Source organism: Oceanobacillus phoenicis, from assembly GCF_047238145.1.
In the GTDB taxonomy this organism is placed as follows: Bacteria; Bacillota; Bacilli; order Bacillales; family Amphibacillaceae; genus Oceanobacillus.
In genome coordinates, this window is the sequence record NZ_JBDFME010000001.1 from 1,353,756 (window position 1) to 1,370,887 (window position 17,132).

Genomic DNA, 17,132 nt, shown 5'->3' on the forward strand with positions numbered 1-17,132 from the left:
GAAAAGGAAGTGATGAGATGACAGATAAAAAGAAAGTAGACGTAGGTACAGAAGCAGTTTGGGCAGGAGAAAAGGAATACCTTGTACACGGAGCAACGCAAGTACCTGTTGTCCTAAGTGTTGCGTATAATTATGACGATATGGATGAATGGTATGATGTGGCAATCGGCAAAAAGAAAGGCCATATTTATGGGAGAAATACAAATCCAACAGTGCAGGCATTCGAAGATAAAGTGAAGCAGTTAGAAGAAGCAGAAGCTGCTACTAGTTTTTCGACAGGAATGGCAGCTATAAGTAATACACTCTCTACTTTTTTATTACCGGGGGATCGTATTGTTTCGATAAAAGACACATACGGTGGAACGAATAAAATATTCACAGAATTTCTACCACGTCAGCAGGTAGAAGTAACATTATGTGAGACGGGAGATCATGAACAAATTGAAAAAGAAGTAAATAAAGGTTGTAAGATTCTTTATTTAGAATCCCCAACGAATCCAACTGTGAAAATTACCGATCTAAAGAAAATGGCGGAGGTAGGAAGGCGAGCAGGTGCAATTGTGATCGTCGATAATACATTTGGTACTCCAATAAATCAAAACCCATTAGCACTTGGTGCTGATTTAGTTATTCATAGTGCTACAAAATTTTTAGGCGGTCATGCCGATGCATTAGGTGGCGTAGTTTGTGGTCCTGAACATTACGTAGAGCAAATCTACCATTTCCGTGAAATTAACGGAGCAACGATGGACCCAATGGCTGCGTATTTAACATTACGTGGTATGAAGACACTCCATCTACGTGTGAGAGAACAGTCATTTAACGCGATGCAATTGGCAAAGTTCCTACAACAGCAAGATATTGTAGAGGATGTGTTTTACCCAGGATTACCGACACACCCGAATCATGATATTGCAAAAGAACAAATGAAAGACTTTGGAGGCATGCTGAGTTTTTCAGTAAAAGGCGGAGTCGATACGGTAAGAGAATTGCTACCGAAGCTACAGTATGCGCATCGAGCGGCAAATTTAGGGGCAGTAGAAACAACGGTTGGTCCTGCACGTACAACAAGTCATGTGGAATGTACTCCAGAGGAACGGGCTGCAATGGGAATCCCTGAAGGACTCATCCGAGTCTCCTGTGGTATCGAATATATTGAAGATATATTGGAAGACTTTTCTCAAGCTTTTGTTCAGTTAGAAAAAAGCTTGGAAATTTCTTAACAGAACGAGGTTGAGACAAAAGTATTTACTCAAAAAGTTAGATTCTAATGATGACTTTTGACAACCACTTTAGAAATATACATTGTCGTGGGCGGCTGATGAGACTTCGGGATGCTCGTGCCCGGGGCTCGCTTTGGTTTTTTCGTCCACAGTCATCCAGGTACACAAAAACAGCTATACACACGGAGTCTAAGTATATTTCTTACGCTAAATTATCACTTGTCATTTTAACCAGAAAATTTTTTGTGTTCAGCCTCTTCCTTATCAAACAACGTAAAAGGAAGGGATGCGAATGTGAATATATATCGTAAAGTACTTGAATTTGAAGATCAATTAATTGAATGGAGAAGAGAGTTTCATCAGTTTCCTGAATTAAGTTTCCAAGAATATCGCACTTCTGAGCGGGTAATAGAAATTTTGCAAACGATGAAACATATTCAAATAGAAAGAGGAGTAGGTACACCAACGAGCGTAATTGCTTCTATCTCAACTGGAGAAGGTCCGACTATAGCATTGCGAGCAGATATGGATGCCTTGCCAATTCAGGAACAAACGCATACTCCTTATGAATCGCAGAACCGAGGAGTGATGCATGCATGTGGGCATGATGCGCATACAGCGATACTGTTAGGAGCGGCAAAGGTTTTATCAGATCTTGTTGAAAATAAAAGTTGGAAGGGAACAATTAAACTCATTTTTCAACCTGCAGAAGAGGCGCAAGATGTACATGGGCTATCAGGATCTCCATACCTTTTACGCGCAGGGGTCTACGATCAAGTTGAAGCGGCATTTGCGCTACATATGTGCCCGTGGAAGAAATCAGGTCAGCTTCTAATCAATGATGGATTTAGCATGGCGAATGTTGATGAATTTGAAGCAACTATTTATGGTACAGGAGGACACGGTGGTTATCCAGAAAAATCAACCGATCCAATTTGGATGTTATCGCTTGTACTCCCAGGTTTATATGGAGTGACTTCCCGTCGAATAGCGGCAGCAGAAAAAGGTGTGATTTCGGTAGGTGAAATTCGCGCAGGAAATGCAACCAATATTATTCCTGCCAAAACAAGTATTCGTGGGACAATTCGAAGTTATACTCCAACAATACGAGATCAACTGGAACGAGAATTGCATCAAGTGTTTCAAATGGTCCATGCTTTGGGTGGAGAATATCAATTGAACGTTTCAAGAGGAGAGCCGGCTTTATATAATGACCCATACTTAAATCAGATTGTACGTCATTCAGTTAGAAAAATGCAGACACATGTAGATATATTTGAAGAGGCATTTGGAATGGGAGGAGAAGACTTTGGATATGTGTCACAGAAACTTCCAGCTACAATGTTTTTTCTTGGGTGTGCATTAGACGAAGAATACTCGCGTGATTTGCATACACCTGTCTTCGATATGGATGAGTCTTCATTCGTATTAGGAGTAACTATATTAGTGGAATGCGCAATAGCCCGCATAGAGCAAACCGCTATTTAAAAATATATCAGGGCAAAAATGTCCGAACTAGTTATTTCGTTAGTTCGGACATTTTTAGCATCTTAATTTAAGAGGAAGCTTCGCTTACTTTTACTAGTTGTTTCCCTTTGTTTTTTCCTTCAAATAAGTTTAAAAATGCAGTAGGTGTATTTTCAAATCCATCTATGGTCGTTACTTCATACTGTAATTTATCTTCAGCAATCCAGTTTGCCAAATCTTTGATTGCTTCAGGAAATTGTTCTTGATAATCACTTACGATAAATCCTTTTATGGTTGTGCGCGTTTTAAGGATCTTCGGTAATATACTTGGTCCATGGTCTTCACCTGGCTTCAGATTGTACGTGGATATCGCTCCACATAAAGGAACACGAGCGAAATCGTTTAAAAGGCTTAAAACGTTGTCTGTTACTGTTCCTCCCACATTATCAAAATAGACATCAACGCCGTTTGGGCAAGCTTCTTTTAGTTGTTGTTTAAAGTTTGCTGCTTTATAATTGACTGCTTTATCAAACCCTAATTGACTCTCTAAATAATCTATTTTTTCATCTGTACCTGCAATTCCTACAACCTTAGCACCTTTAATTTTGGCGATTTGACCAACCGCAGAACCCACTGCACCAGCGGCTGCGGATACGACTACAGTCTCTCCTTCTTTAGGCTGTCCAATGTCTAACAAACCAAAATAAGCTGTGAGACCAGTCATTCCTAGCACACTTAAGTATGCAGTTAAGGGTGCGATAGATGGATCAATTTTTTCAACGTGTGACGCTGAAACTACATTATATCGTTGCCAAGGGAACATTCCGCGGACAAAATCTCCTTTAGAAAATGAGTCTGATTTAGAAGTTACTACTTCGCCAACAATCGTACCATTGATAGGTTTATCTACTTCAAATGGTTTTACATATGATTTTCCAGCACTCATTCGACCACGCATATAAGGATCAACAGAAAGATAAACAGTTTTAATAAGAACTTCGCCATCGTTTGGATCATTTATCGGTATATCCACAATATCGAAATGTTCCTTTGTAGGCGTTCCTTCTGGACGTTTTGCTAATTTAATTTGTTGATTTTGTTCTGACATAAGTTTATCCACCCTTTCGATCTAACGATTGTACTAAGTATTTACCCAACTTTACATTAATTCAAAACATATACAAGTATTTCTTTCCCTATTTATATTCGCTATAATAGGGATAAATGTTACATAAAAGGAGTCGAATAATGATGGACGTAGAACAAATCAAAGAAATAATCCCACATCGTTACCCATTTCTATTAGTGGATAAAGTGGTGGAAATACAAGAAGGCGAAAAAGTCACTGCAATAAAAAATGTATCGGTAAATGAACCATTTTTCCAAGGACATTTTCCAGAGTATCCTGTGATGCCAGGTGTGTTAATTTTGGAGGCATTGGCGCAAACCGGAGCGATAGCTGTTTTGAATATAGAAGCAAATAGAGGAAAAATTGGCTTTCTTGCAGGTGTAGATAAATGCCGTTTTAAACGTCAAGTTAAACCAGGTGACCAACTAAATTTACAAGTAGAAATTATACGAATGAAGGGCCCAATTGGTAAAGGGAAAGGAATAGCGACAGTAGACGGTGAAGTTGCATGCGAAGCTGAAATCACTTTCGCAATCAAATAATATTTACTAGATGTTGAAACGTATTAATAAGATTTTTTTGAGATAATGTATTTTTTTCCTATCTTTGGTTAATCTAATCACGAAAGTGATTACTAAAGGAGGAAAAATACCTATGAAGAAATTTCTTATGCAGTTTGGTACAGCAGCGTTAGCATTATCATTAATCACTGCTTGTGGAAATACAGATAATGAACAGCCTACTGATAACCAAGACCCTATTGAAGAAGAAGTACCATCTGATCAAGGCGGTATGGATGAGCCAAATGGTGATGATACCGGTGAAAATGGTGGATTAGAAGATATTCAACCTGAAGATGGCGAAATGCAAGACGAACAAGATCAACAATAAAAGAAGAAGCTTGTAGAGCGCGTATTAGAACTCTACAAGCTTCTTTTCTTATTACACAAAAATTGTAAAATTATGTGGTGGGATATCTAAGAAATCCTAAAGCGCAGTAATTGTTAGCCGTGATATTCATCACTTTCATCCACATCATCGGAAGTTAATCCTGAGAGTACATGAACACGAAGAATATAACCAATAAGTTTATTCTCTTCATTGACTACTGCTAGTGGGAACATGGACTCCAATGCTTTAGGAATTAAATCATTGATATATTCATCTTCTTTTACAATCGTTATATCTGTACGAACAATATCTTCTAATGATTTTTGCTCTTTAATTCCTTTGATTGCATCATCGATGGTGACAATACCTTTAATATGCCTGCCTCGTTCAACAACAAATACACTGGAGATTCCATTTTCTTTCATTTCACGAACGGCAACATTTAAGCCGTCTTTCATAGAAACAAGTGCGTTTGGCTTCGTCATAATATGAGAAGCTTGGAACACCTTGGAGCGGTCGATATCCTTAATAAACTCAGAAATATAATCATTTGCTGGAGTAGCGATGATTTCTTCCGGTGTTCCAACCTGTTCCACATGTCCGTCTTTCATTACAGCTACGCGATCTCCAATTTTGAATGCCTCATTAACATCATGTGTAATGAAAATAATTGTTTTTTGCAAACGTTCTTGGATATCTAGAAGCTCTAATTGCATTTCACGGCGAATAAGTGGATCGAGTGCACTAAATGGTTCGTCCATAAGAAGGATATCAGGATCATTAGTTAATGCCCTAGCTAGTCCGACACGTTGTTGCATACCACCAGATAATTCATCTGGATATTTATCCTCGTATCCTTTTAATCCAACCGTTTCAATATTTTTTAATGCAATTTCTCTGCGTTCTTCTTTTGAGAAATTACGTATTTCCAATCCATATTCGACATTTGCTAAAATGGTACGATGATTAAATAAGCCAAAATGCTGGAATACCATCGCTACTTTTTCTTGGCGGACTTTCTTTAATTGATCTTTGTTATGTTTGGTGATGTCCTCATCATCAATGAAAATCGAGCCATCCGTTGGTTTATTTAGAAGGTTAAAACAGCGGATCAATGTTGATTTTCCACTTCCAGAAAGCCCCATAATAACAAAGACTTCTCCTTTTTTAATTTCAAAAGACGCATTGTACACACCAACGGTATGATTGGTTTTCTTTAGTATTTCTGCTTTTGACATTCCTTCTTTAACCATTGGAATAACAGATTTAGGTTTTTGTCCAAATATTTTCGATACATTTTCTACTTTAATATGGGTTGTCATGCTCTATCACCCTGTCTTTGAAATTTTTGTGCAATGCCGTTCGTAATACGGTCAATGATTACGGCTAAAAATACGATACTAATACCTGCTTCAAATCCTAGAGCGATATCAATACGGTTAATCGATACAAGTACTTGTTCACCTAAACCAGAAGCACCAACCATCGATGCAATAACAACCATCGATAAAGCCATCATTGTGGTTTGGTTCACACCTGCCATAATGGTAGGTGTTGCCTGTGGTAATTGAACTTTTTTCAATGTTTGCCATTTTGATGAACCAAATGAATGTGCAGATTCGATAATCTCTTTGTCTACTCCACGAATGGCAAGTTCCGTTAAACGAATAACCGGAGGTAATGCATAAATCAGCGTCGCAAAAATGGCAGAAACATTACCTAAGCCAAAGAAGAAAATTGCTGGAATAAGGTAGACAAAGCTTGGCATTGTCTGCATTGCATCAAGCACAGGACGGGCAATAGTCGAGAATAGTCTACTAAATGACATTGCTACACCAATTGGAATTCCGATAATTAAACAAATAATTACTGCGGTGAGAATAATCGAGATGGTAATCATCATATCCTCCCATAATCCAAAAGTGCCGATGATAAAAATAAATGCACCATAAAGAATTCCCGAAAATGCCGATTTAAAGTACCATCCTAGTCCAATAATAATAATGATGAATAACCACCAAGGTAAAAACATTAATCCATCTGTCATGAGATTAATCGAACGAGATGCGATAAAGAAAATAAAATCAAAAAAAGCTTCAAATGTAGTATCAATAAAACTAACGGCTTGATCTACATACTTACCAGCTTCAAACTCTATATCAGGAAATATACCCATAAGCGTCGATACTGCTACAAGCAGTTCTACACCTCTCTTTCATCGTTAAAAGATATTTTTAAATAGAAAGAGCAGCCAACCAAGTGGCAAGCTGCTCCAGTTTAATTATTGTAATGATTCTTGTACGGCTGTCGCTACATCTTCAGGAACCCAGCTTGTCCATACATCTTCATGTTCTTTCATCCACCATTCAGCTGCTTCCTCAGGTGAAGCACCGTTTTCTTCCATATAATTTAATGCTTCTTCTGTTAATGCACTGCTTGTTTCATAGTTCTTCAAGAATTCCGTTACCTCCGGAGCTTGTTCAGGAAAATCTTTATGAACAGCTACCACTACATCATTTGGAGGGAATTCTGTACTTTTATCTTCGTTCCATTGCTCTTCATCATACGGATCTTCTTTTAATAGCGTTAAATCATATTTTGCAGTAATTGCAGTCGGAGACCAATAGTAACCAACCCAACCTTCCCCTGCTTCATAAGCACTTGCTAAATCTGCAATGATTGCAGCATCAGAACCAGGTCCAAAGTTATTGAATGTCTCTCCTAAACCATATGTTTCGAATTTTTCATTAATCGCTTGTTCTACTGCCCAACCACTTGGAGCATTAATTAGACGACCTTTGGAGGGATCTTCCGGGTCTTGGAAAACCTCAGGATATTTTTTCAAATCTTCCACTGTTTCAAGTTCAGGAGCAAGTGGTTCAATTCCTCTTTCTGGATCACCTTCGATTACATAAGAAGGTACATAAAGTCCTTGTACATTATCATCAAAGTTTACAGAAAGTTGTTCGATATCACCAGACTCAATGGACTCCTCATACAATTCTTTAATATTATCCGTCCAAACTTCCGTGTATACATGGATATCTCCATCACGTAAACCTTGTACGGTCGCAGCTGTTGAACCAGATGTAACATCTGTATTGTAGTCATATCCTTCTTCGATAATTCTTTGTGCAATACTGTTATGCACTTTAATACTATCCCAACCTGCATCAGCTAACACGATAGTGTCGATTTCACTGTCGCCTGAAGCATTGCCGCACGCAGAAAGTACTAGTACAACAGCAGCCATAAGTAATAAAATCGTTTTTTTCATTATACTATGTCCCCTTCTAATTATTTTTTAGTAAACGTATAAAAATTAGCTAGACTTTATGAATAGCCATCTCTAGACCTAACTGACTCTGATGTAATCTTTCCTTCGTTCATATCACTATAAAGAAGAATTGGTAGTTCTTCATTACTTCGTCAGTTCGTATATATTGCTGAAAATGTTGATCAGCATTTTTATTCGAAAAGAATGAAATGTGTTAATAGTGAAATAATATATCGCAAACGTATCTGAGTTACGTTTGAAATATGTAAGAAGAATCCAATAAGGAAATTATTCAAACTTTGATCTGGAGGGGGTTTATACCACTTGATAAGTCATTGCGTTTACATTCATTTATTGTATCGAATTGTTAAAATTGACTCAAATCGCTTAAAACACGATATCTCGTGATATATATAAGTAATTACTATCTAGAGCATAAAGAACCACAAATACTATATATTCTTAAGCAAATACTCGAGAATACTCAGAAATTGTCGAAAACTATAGACGTATTTGCATGATTAAGGCATTAACTGAAACTTGAAACTAAATTGTCGTTAACCAGCCGTTGAATTTGCGAGGTCTAGTCTTGGTCGGTATACTGAAAGAGTATCCAAACTATCAGAATAGACTTAGAATTGAATGGGATAATTGATTCATTTTTTAGATAAAAAAAGCGGGAATTGAAAGGAGAATAACATGAGGAAAGCAATACTATTTTTAGGAGTTATCTTTTTGGTATTCATACTAGTAGCATGCTCTGAAGAAGAAGAGAGCGATAATCAAGAAGAAGAGGATCGAATTGTATCAGTGGAAACTGCAGAGGTTGAAGAAGGGAATTTAAACATTGATCGAACTATTTCCGGGAGAGTAGAGCCCAATAAAACAACACCGATAACAATAGAACAACCAGGTGAAGTTGAAACGCTGGATGTGGAAAATGGAGCGAATGTAGAGGAAGACGACACGATCGCAACTGTGACAACTCCTGCTGGTACGCAAACAATCTATGCTCCTTCAGATGGGGAATTAATGCAAATCCAAGCTGATGAAGGTGACATGATAAATCCGGAAGAACCATTTGCGATAATCGCAGATACCTCATCTTGGAAGTTGCAATTTACTGCAACTGCGAGATTTTTAGAATTAATAAATAAAGATGATACATTTACATCTACGATCAATGGAAATGAGTTTGAAGCAACTATTAAGCAAATTGATTCCATGCCAGATGATACTGGGCTATATCCAGTGGTAGCTACAATCGATGATGAACAAGAACAAGATATACTGACTGGTACCGTGGCAACTTTAGCCATTCCAGAGACAGTTGTTTCTGATTCATTGCTTGTTCCTACTGCATCAGTAGTAGAAATAAATAATGAATCTTATGTTTATATCGTAGTAGATAATCAAGTAGAAAGAAAAAAAGTAACCGTGAATGAAATGCAATCCGAAAAAACAGCGGTTGAAGGTGAATTAGAACCAGGAGATGAAATCGTTACATCTGGTCAATTAACCATACAGGATGGAGATTCTGTAGAAGTAGTGAAAGGGGAATAGATCTTGAAGCTTGTAAATACATCCGTAAAACGACCAATTGGAGTGATTATGGTTGTTTTGGCAATCATTGCTTTAGGCGTCGTCTCATTGAGAAACTTAAGCGTAGATCTTTTTCCTGAAATTGATTTACCAGTAGCTGTTGTCGCAACGAGTTATCAAGATGCTGCTCCTGAAGATGTCGAGAATTTAATTAGTAGACCCATTGAATCATCTGTAAGTTCCGTAGAGGGAATTGATACTGTACAGTCTCAGTCTCAATCAGGCTCATCGATGGTAATGATGATGTTTCAAAATGGCACCGATTTAGATCAAGCCTTATTAGATGTTCGAGAGCAAGTGGATCAAGTAAAAGGCATGTTACCGGATCAGGCCGGTGAACCGAATATTCTCCGTTTTAGTCCTGAAGCTATGCCAGTGGTTTATTTAGGACTAACTGGTGGAGATACAGCTGAATTAACCGAAATAGCCAACGAACAAATTGTACCTTATTTTGAAAGGCAAGAAGGTGTTGCTTCTGTCTCGGTTGAAGGCGGCCTGGAAAGAGAAATTCAGGTTGAACTAGATGAAGCGCGTATGAAACAGTATGGAATTACTTCCCAATCGGTCATGCAAGCCATCTCAGAGTCCAATAATTCTAGTTCTGTTGGAACAGTAGAACAAGGGGATAAAGACCTACAATTACGAGTAACAGGACAATTCGAATCGTTAAATGATATTGAAGAAACAAGAATTCAAACAGAAGCTGGTAGTGTTATTCAAGTATCGGATGTAGCGACAGTAAATGATGATTTTAAAGATAGAAGCTCCGATACATTAGTGGATGGAGAATCGGCTATCGTATTATCGGTAATGAAACAAACCGATGCAAATACTGTAGAAGTAGCGGAGAATATTGAGTCATCTATGGAAGATCTTATGGGAAATCTTCCAGAAGGAGCAAACTTAAAAACAGTAATTGATACATCTGATTTTATTGAAATGTCGATTGACTCTGTAGTAAATAATATTTTAATCGGTGGAGCAATTGCTTTTCTCATTCTATTATTATTCTTGAAAAGCTTCCGAGCTACAATCGTTATCGGTTTATCGATTCCAATTGCGCTTATATCTACATTCGCATTAATGTATTTCACAGGACAAACATTAAACGTCTTAACTTTAGGTGGATTAGCACTTGGGATTGGGATGATGGTAGATAGTTCGATCATTATCTTAGAAAATATTTATTCATATAAGAGACGGGGATACAATCTATTCGATGCTGCAACAAAAGGTGCATCTGAATTGGCACCAGCAGTTATTGCTTCTACAACAACTACATTGGTTGTCTTTTTACCAATTATATTTGTACAAGGATTATCTGCGGATTTATTCGCTCCATTAGCACTAGCAGTAGCATTCTCGTTAATTGCATCACTTGTTGTTGCCATTACATTAGTACCGATGCTGTCTTCTAAACTGTTATCGAAGACAATGGAGGACAAGGGAAGAAGGTATTGGTTCGATCGTTTTCTCGATTGGCTGCGAAATCTTTATAGTGGTGGCTTAAGTCGAGCATTGAAGTTTAGAAAAACGACAGTACTCTTAGTAATTCTTGCGATAGCAGGAAGTCTTGCATTAATCCCACGTATGGGTGCCGAATTTATGCCGTCTTCCGATCAAGGGCAGGCGCAAATTACGGTTGAGACTGCTCCAGGTAGTAGTCTTGCTTATACACAAACTATTTCTGATCAAGTAAACGAAATTCTAAGTGAGTATGATGAAGTTGTAGAAACAAGCTATGTCACTGTCGGAGCTACAGGTTTTGGATCTGGGAATCAGGCTTCGTATACGATTCAAATGATCCCGGCTTCAGAACGTGATCAAACGACCACACAAATTGTTCAAGAACTTGATGAAGAGTTACAACATATTGCTGGTGCCGATATTGTAGCAAGTGCAATGGATGGCGGTATGCAAATGGGAGACCCGATTACGATCCAACTAAATGGACAAGAACATGAAGTGTTAACAGATCTATCCGAAGAAGTTCTTCAGGAAATCAACCAAATTGATGGTGTATTTAATGCATCTACTGCTGCTTCAGAAGGTATACCACAAATGACAATTACAGTAGATGATGCAGTTGCAAGTAGCTATGGTCTTACCTCAGACCAAGTAAGCAGCCAAATTCAAATGAAGTTCTCTGGACAAGTCGTTACGCAATACCGTGAAGATGGGCAAGAAATGGATGTAACCCTTGTATATCCTGATGAAGAACGAAGCACCATAAATGACTTACAAGATATGACTATTCAATCACCAACTGGTGCGGAAGTTCCATTGGATGAATTGGTTGAATTAGAACAAGTACAAGGTCCAGAATCATTATTAAGAGAAAATCAACAACCACAAATGAATGTCACTTCCGATATTGTAGATCGAGATCTAGGAAGTGTTGTTGCTGATGTAGAAGCAACATTAAGTAATATGCATTTTCCAGAGGGATATAGCTATTCAATTGGAGGCCAAGCTGCAGATATGGAAGAAGCATTTACAGAATTAGCGATTGCGTTAGTATTCTCCATATTCTTAGTGTATGCAGTAATGGCAATCCAATTTGAAAATCTATTACAGCCATTTATCATCATGTTTGCTTTACCTACAACCGTTATTGGAGTTATCGGCGGGCTTTGGGTGACAGGATTGTCATTAAGCATTCCAGCGTTTATTGGTATAATCATGCTCGCTGGTATAGTGGTGAACAATTCAATCGTACTCGTCGATTATATAAATATTTTACGCAGAAGAGGAACAGATCGCTTAGAAGCAATAATCGAAGCTGGGAGATCTCGACTACGACCAATTCTAATGACGACCTTAACAACCATTTTAGCAATGGTTCCATTAGGATTAGGAATTGGAGAAGGAGCCGAGTTACAACGACCACTCGCAGTTACAATTATATTTGGGCTTACTGTATCCAGTTTCTTTACCTTATTCTTCGTTCCTGTTATCTATTTAATATTTGATAATATAACAGTTAAATTTAGAGGAAAAAAGAAAGAAGCATAAAATAAATAAGTAATATGAAACCGTATGGGATGAGGATGTCGTATAAGTAGGTAGGATAAATCTTACTTACAGGGCGATCGCTACCTCACTCATACGGTATTTTTTTGGGGTTTCGTGGGATGATATGCGTTAGAAGTTCGTCTAATGTTAATTAGGTTAATTTATGTTCCCAGAATCAGGGAATGCATCTTAGGATGGTAAGATAAGAGGAATTTATGTTCCCGGAATCGAGAATCGTAGCCTAGCTTGGTAAGATAAATGCAATGTATTAAAGTGTAGATTTACGCTAAATAATTCGCTCTTTCTTAGAATGGAATTCACCAGAATTAGACATGATTTGTCAATAAACCGGGTATGATACTTTTAAAAGAAAATATAACTTTAAAGGGGGGATAAAATATGTCAATCTCTAGAATTATGCAATGGGTAACCGGGGTGGCGGAAGCTTTGTTAGGTATTCCCTTTATCGGTGGAATTTATATTTTTTCTAATGCGTGGACGCCTTTATTCGTCATGCTATTACTTCACATATTAACGCTTATATTAGCAAAACGTGATGGACGTTGGATTGCCGGAAGTGTGATTGGTATTATTACGAGTGTTATCGCTTGGATTCCAATAGTTGGAATGGTCATGCACTGGATTTCAGCTATAGTGTTAATCATTTCAGGTATGCAATCCGATAAAAATGATGATGAAAACATAATTTATCAATAATAATAAAAAGGTATTGTTTTTATAGAAAGTAGGGAGAATCCCTGTAAAGTCTATAAATAACAATACCCTTTTTTAATGTGGTTCGTGAATGGTACGACTTCAAAAATTGTTGTTCTTACATTAAGCCTTTTAAATTGGCCACCAGTGAAAACCATCTTTTTTCAATAACTCATCGGATGCATCTGGCCCCATTGATCCAGAAGAATAGTTTGGAAATTCTGGTTGATTTTCAGACCAGTTTGCCAAAATCTTATCGACAAATTGCCAAGACAAAGCAACTTCATCCCAATGGGTAAAGTTAGTTGCGTCGCCAAGCATGCTATCGTAAATTAATTTTTCATATGCTTCTGGTGTATTAATACCAGATACAGCATTTTGATGATAAGCTAATTGAATCGGCTCTGCTAGTGCACCTTCACCAGATTTACGTGCATTCAAGCAAAGCGTAATACCTTCGTTTGGTTGAATATTAATAACCAATAGATTTGGATTCTTTTGCTCATCTTTTTTATAATAAAGATTCATTGGAATATCTTTAAATTCAATTACGATTTTCGTTGATTTTTCAGTCATACGCTTTCCTGTTCGAATATAAAAAGGAACGCCTGCCCAACGATAATTGTCGATTAAAAGTTTGCCAGCTACAAATGTTTCTGTTTGGGAATTTTCTAGCTGTTCATCCTCATCTTGATAGCGAATAACAGGTTGACCCTTGACTGTACCAGCACCATATTGACCGCGAATGAAATAGTCATCTACTTCATTTGAATCCATTGTTCTTAAGGCGCGCAATACTTTAATCTTTTCGGAGCGAACTTCCTCCGTGGTTAAACTGATTGGAGGTTCCATCGCAAGTAATGCAACCATTTGAAGCATGTGATTTTGAACCATATCTCGTGTAGCGCCAGATGTATCATAATAACGTGCACGTTCCTCTACACCAAGGGTTTCACTACTTGTGATTTGGATGTTTGAAATAAATCGATTATTCCACAAATGTTCAAAAATGCCGTTCGCAAAACGGATAACTTCAATATTTTGCACCATTTCTTTACCAAGATAATGGTCAATACGATAAATTTGATCTTCGCGAAAAGCTGCTTGTAATTCATGATTTAACTTTTTAGCAGAAGGTAAATCATGACCAAATGGCTTCTCAATTACAAGTCTGGTCCAACCATCCGTATCTTTTAATCCATAATCACTAAGTTGATTTGCGATAGCACCAAAGAAATCGGGAGCCATTGCTAAATAAAATAGCCGGTTTCCTTCTGTCTTGTATTGACCTTCTAGGTTTTGGATCATTTCGTCTAGCCCTTGATAAGATTCTTTTTCAGTCACATCAAACGATTTATAATAGAAATGGGAAATAAATTCGGATAAATCCTCATCCGGAGATAGAGCATCTTGAATGGAAGTTTCCACATTTTCTCTAAGTACTTCATCTGTCCAAGGACGACGTGCTAAACCAATAACTGCAAAATGCTCATCTAATTTTCCGCTTCGGTATAAACGATAAATGGAAGGGAATAGTTTACGTTTGGCTAAATCTCCAGTTGCTCCGAAGATTACAATAACTGCTCTTGGCTGTATAGTTTGTTCCATCGTTAATTTCCTCAATTCTTTTTCAAATTTATTTCCATTGTAAGACATTTCACATTATAATCCAAAAGATAAACACATACCAAACATTCGGACTAGCAAATCTTAACTTTAAGAATGTATTTACACGCGTTGTACCTTGATGATTTTCTTCAAAATTTGATTCAACACCTCAGAAAACATTAACCCAATAGCGATTCCTCCCGCTAATAACATAACCTGCGCAGACAATTGTACGGCTGTATTATAATCATTTTCTACAAAATGGCGCATCGCATTATAAGCAATACCTCCAGGAACAAGTGGAATGATTCCTGAAACGGTAAAAACAATAATCGGTTTTTGAAAGAATCGGGCACATAGATGGCTTAATATGGCAACGAGCATTGCTGCAAACGTTGTGGCAGGCACAACGTCCATTCCCTGCTGAACCAAAGAATAATAGAGAATCCATCCGAGCATACCAATGGTTCCACATTGAATCAATGCGCTGCGAGGAGCATTAAATAAAATGCCAAAGCCAGCAGCAGCAATAAAACTCATGACTATTTGTGTTAGCAACTTTTATTCTCCTTTCCATTTCATTTATTTATCTCGCATGTAACAAGATAATGAGGCTAATTGAGGAGAAGTCGAAAATTCCCACTGAAGGAGGTTTTCCCTTTGTTCCTCAATTTCTTCGCAACCATTCTCTATAAAAATGCATACATGATAGCTACACCAGCACCAATTGCAAACGAGGTTAACAGTGCTTCCATCCCTTTTGATACACCGGAAACGAGATGTCCTGCCATTAAATCACGGATTGCATTCGTAATATGTAGTCCAGGCACGAGAGGCATCACTGCACCAATAATCACACTATCAATCGTTTCCCCGAGTCCAAGCCAAAGAAATAAAAATGAAGATAAGCCAATAACAAACCCGCCAAAAAACTCAGCCAGAAACCGAATTTCTACAAGTTTTTCAAAAGCTAACATTCCTGCATACCCTATCCCACCAGCGAAAAGTGCTGGGATAAAGTCTTGCCAGGAACCACCAAACATCATTGTAAATCCACCACTAACCAGCATGGCAGCAATAATTTGAATAGTTGGAGAGAAAGTTAACTTATTCTTTTCTATATGTTGAAGCTTACTGTAAGCCTCTTGTTTGGATATAGTTCCTTCTACAATTTGTCTTGATACATGATTTACTTCTGCAATTTTATGTAAATCAGTTGAACGACTTGTGATACGTAAAAAATTTGTCGTCGTCGCTAAATCAATCGAAAAATTAATTCCTGTTGGAGTTGCATAGCTTTGTGGATTGGTAATACCATATGCACGAGCAATTCGATTCATCGTATCTTCTACACGATGCGTCTCTGCACCACTAATTAGCATTATTTTTCCTGCGATGAGGCATATTTTTTCTACGGAAATTATACTTTCATTCATTCATCATCACTCACTTCGATGTCTAAAGATTATATATGTCATTTGCTAAAACGCTATGATCATACCTATTATATGCAAGCTTTGATTATATGAAAAGCAATACCGGTTATGTTGAGATAAATTGAAAAATGTTCGGATGATTGAGAGGGATATGTATAGATAGCGGAATCGTATGAGGGAATTTCAGTGGGCATTAAGAAGTCCCACTGAAAGTTATGTACACGGTTCTTTATAGTTTAGCTAGTAATCATTAAAGTGAAAACCAAGCTAATAATCGGAACGGCATTGCTAACAGCAATTGCAATGAACGATATACCTCTAGCTGCATTTAAGGTCGGTTCATCAATTTGTTTTGATTGACGCAAGTGTTTAACTTGAGATATTTGAGAAAAGACAATAAAAGCATTAAAAATAAAAAGACCAATAATGATTGCTAACGGAATATAAATATCCTGCATGGTAAAAGTCTGTCCTTCTGCAAACATGAAACCAATTATAACTAAAATAATAGGTAAAGCTTCGATAATAGCCACATGTAAAAAGAATTTACTTTGTATTTTTGCAGTATCATTCTGTCCTTCTAAAATGGCATTATGAGCTTTTTTGTATGCACTGATAATCCCTAATGCAGCGATAGCAGCAGCTGCGACAAATATGTAAGGTATCATATTATATCCTCCTTTCTATTCGAATAATTCAAAATTCCGTTTAATCTTAGCATACTACGGCAAAAGATGCATGAATTATTCAGAGAAAAGTTTGCTAAAAGT

The 17,132-nt window shown here is 37.4% G+C and carries 15 protein-coding genes; 7 read left to right on the top strand and 8 right to left on the bottom strand.

Annotated features, from left to right (window positions below):
- Window positions 1–17 precede the first annotated feature (17 nt).
- Together ABC346_RS07075 and ABC346_RS07080 are read left to right on the top strand one after the other, a co-directional pair.
- A complete protein-coding gene (locus ABC346_RS07075; RefSeq protein WP_413234182.1) occupies window positions 18–1,223 on the top strand; it encodes a cystathionine gamma-synthase family protein in 1,206 nt (401 codons plus the stop codon).
- A 294-nt stretch (window positions 1,224–1,517) separates the two neighbouring features.
- The gene (locus ABC346_RS07080; protein WP_413234183.1) at window positions 1,518–2,711 is read left to right on the top strand and encodes an amidohydrolase; all 1,194 of its coding nucleotides are present in this window, start codon (window positions 1,518–1,520) and stop codon (window positions 2,709–2,711) included.
- Window positions 2,712–2,778: 67 nt separating this feature from the next.
- On the opposite strand, the gene ABC346_RS07085 is transcribed toward ABC346_RS07080, so the two are convergent.
- Window positions 2,779–3,798, bottom strand: coding sequence for an NADP-dependent oxidoreductase (locus ABC346_RS07085; RefSeq protein ID WP_413234184.1), 1,020 nt, complete (start codon window positions 3,796–3,798; stop codon window positions 2,779–2,781).
- Window positions 3,799–3,938: 140 nt separating this feature from the next.
- Between ABC346_RS07085 and fabZ the strand changes: the two genes are divergently transcribed.
- A complete protein-coding gene (fabZ, locus tag ABC346_RS07090) occupies window positions 3,939–4,361 on the top strand; it encodes a 3-hydroxyacyl-ACP dehydratase FabZ (RefSeq protein ID WP_413234185.1) in 423 nt (140 codons plus the stop codon).
- Window positions 4,362–4,473: 112 nt separating this feature from the next.
- Complete coding sequence (locus tag ABC346_RS07095; RefSeq protein WP_413234186.1) at window positions 4,474–4,710, top strand: hypothetical protein; 237 nt, start codon at window positions 4,474–4,476, stop codon at window positions 4,708–4,710.
- A 113-nt stretch (window positions 4,711–4,823) separates the two neighbouring features.
- On the opposite strand, the gene ABC346_RS07100 is transcribed toward ABC346_RS07095, so the two are convergent.
- The 3 genes from ABC346_RS07100 to ABC346_RS07110 form a co-directional block, all read right to left on the bottom strand.
- Window positions 4,824–6,032: a quaternary amine ABC transporter ATP-binding protein gene (locus ABC346_RS07100; protein WP_413234187.1), complete on the bottom strand. Its 1,209-nt coding sequence runs from the start codon at window positions 6,030–6,032 to the stop codon at window positions 4,824–4,826.
- Window positions 6,029–6,886: an ABC transporter permease gene (locus ABC346_RS07105; protein ID WP_413234188.1), complete on the bottom strand. Its 858-nt coding sequence runs from the start codon at window positions 6,884–6,886 to the stop codon at window positions 6,029–6,031. Before ABC346_RS07105 ends, ABC346_RS07100 begins: the two co-directional genes overlap by 4 nt.
- Before the next feature lie 105 nt (window positions 6,887–6,991).
- Window positions 6,992–7,987, bottom strand: a complete 996-nt coding sequence (locus ABC346_RS07110) for an ABC transporter substrate-binding protein (protein WP_413234189.1) — start codon at window positions 7,985–7,987, stop codon at window positions 6,992–6,994.
- A gap of 699 nt (window positions 7,988–8,686) precedes the next feature.
- Between ABC346_RS07110 and ABC346_RS07115 the strand changes: the two genes are divergently transcribed.
- The 3 genes from ABC346_RS07115 (at window position 8,687) to ABC346_RS07125 (ending at window position 13,321) form a co-directional block, all read left to right on the top strand.
- A complete protein-coding gene (locus ABC346_RS07115) occupies window positions 8,687–9,550 on the top strand; it encodes an efflux RND transporter periplasmic adaptor subunit (protein WP_413234190.1) in 864 nt (287 codons plus the stop codon).
- 3 nt (window positions 9,551–9,553) lie between these two features.
- Window positions 9,554–12,604, top strand: coding sequence for an efflux RND transporter permease subunit (locus tag ABC346_RS07120; protein WP_413234191.1), 3,051 nt, complete (start codon window positions 9,554–9,556; stop codon window positions 12,602–12,604).
- A gap of 399 nt (window positions 12,605–13,003) precedes the next feature.
- Window positions 13,004–13,321 (top strand): hypothetical protein, encoded by a 318-nt coding sequence (locus ABC346_RS07125; protein WP_413234192.1) that lies wholly within the window; start codon window positions 13,004–13,006, stop codon window positions 13,319–13,321.
- Between the two features lie 129 nt (window positions 13,322–13,450).
- Here ABC346_RS07125 and zwf read toward each other — a convergent pair whose 3' ends face one another.
- The 4 genes from zwf to ABC346_RS07145 all read right to left on the bottom strand — a co-directional run bounded on the left by zwf (window position 13,451) and on the right by ABC346_RS07145 (window position 17,030).
- Window positions 13,451–14,926, bottom strand: a complete 1,476-nt coding sequence (zwf, locus tag ABC346_RS07130; RefSeq protein WP_413234193.1) for a glucose-6-phosphate dehydrogenase — start codon at window positions 14,924–14,926, stop codon at window positions 13,451–13,453.
- A 120-nt stretch (window positions 14,927–15,046) separates the two neighbouring features.
- Complete coding sequence (locus ABC346_RS07135; protein WP_413234194.1) at window positions 15,047–15,484, bottom strand: threonine/serine exporter family protein; 438 nt, start codon at window positions 15,482–15,484, stop codon at window positions 15,047–15,049.
- A gap of 131 nt (window positions 15,485–15,615) precedes the next feature.
- A complete protein-coding gene (locus ABC346_RS07140; RefSeq protein WP_413234195.1) occupies window positions 15,616–16,362 on the bottom strand; it encodes a threonine/serine exporter family protein in 747 nt (248 codons plus the stop codon).
- 236 nt (window positions 16,363–16,598) lie between these two features.
- Window positions 16,599–17,030 carry a hypothetical protein gene (locus ABC346_RS07145; RefSeq protein WP_413234196.1) on the bottom strand — a complete coding sequence of 144 codons (432 nt, stop codon included), beginning with the start codon at window positions 17,028–17,030 and terminating at the stop codon, window positions 16,599–16,601.
- Between the last annotated feature and the right edge of the window lie 102 nt (window positions 17,031–17,132).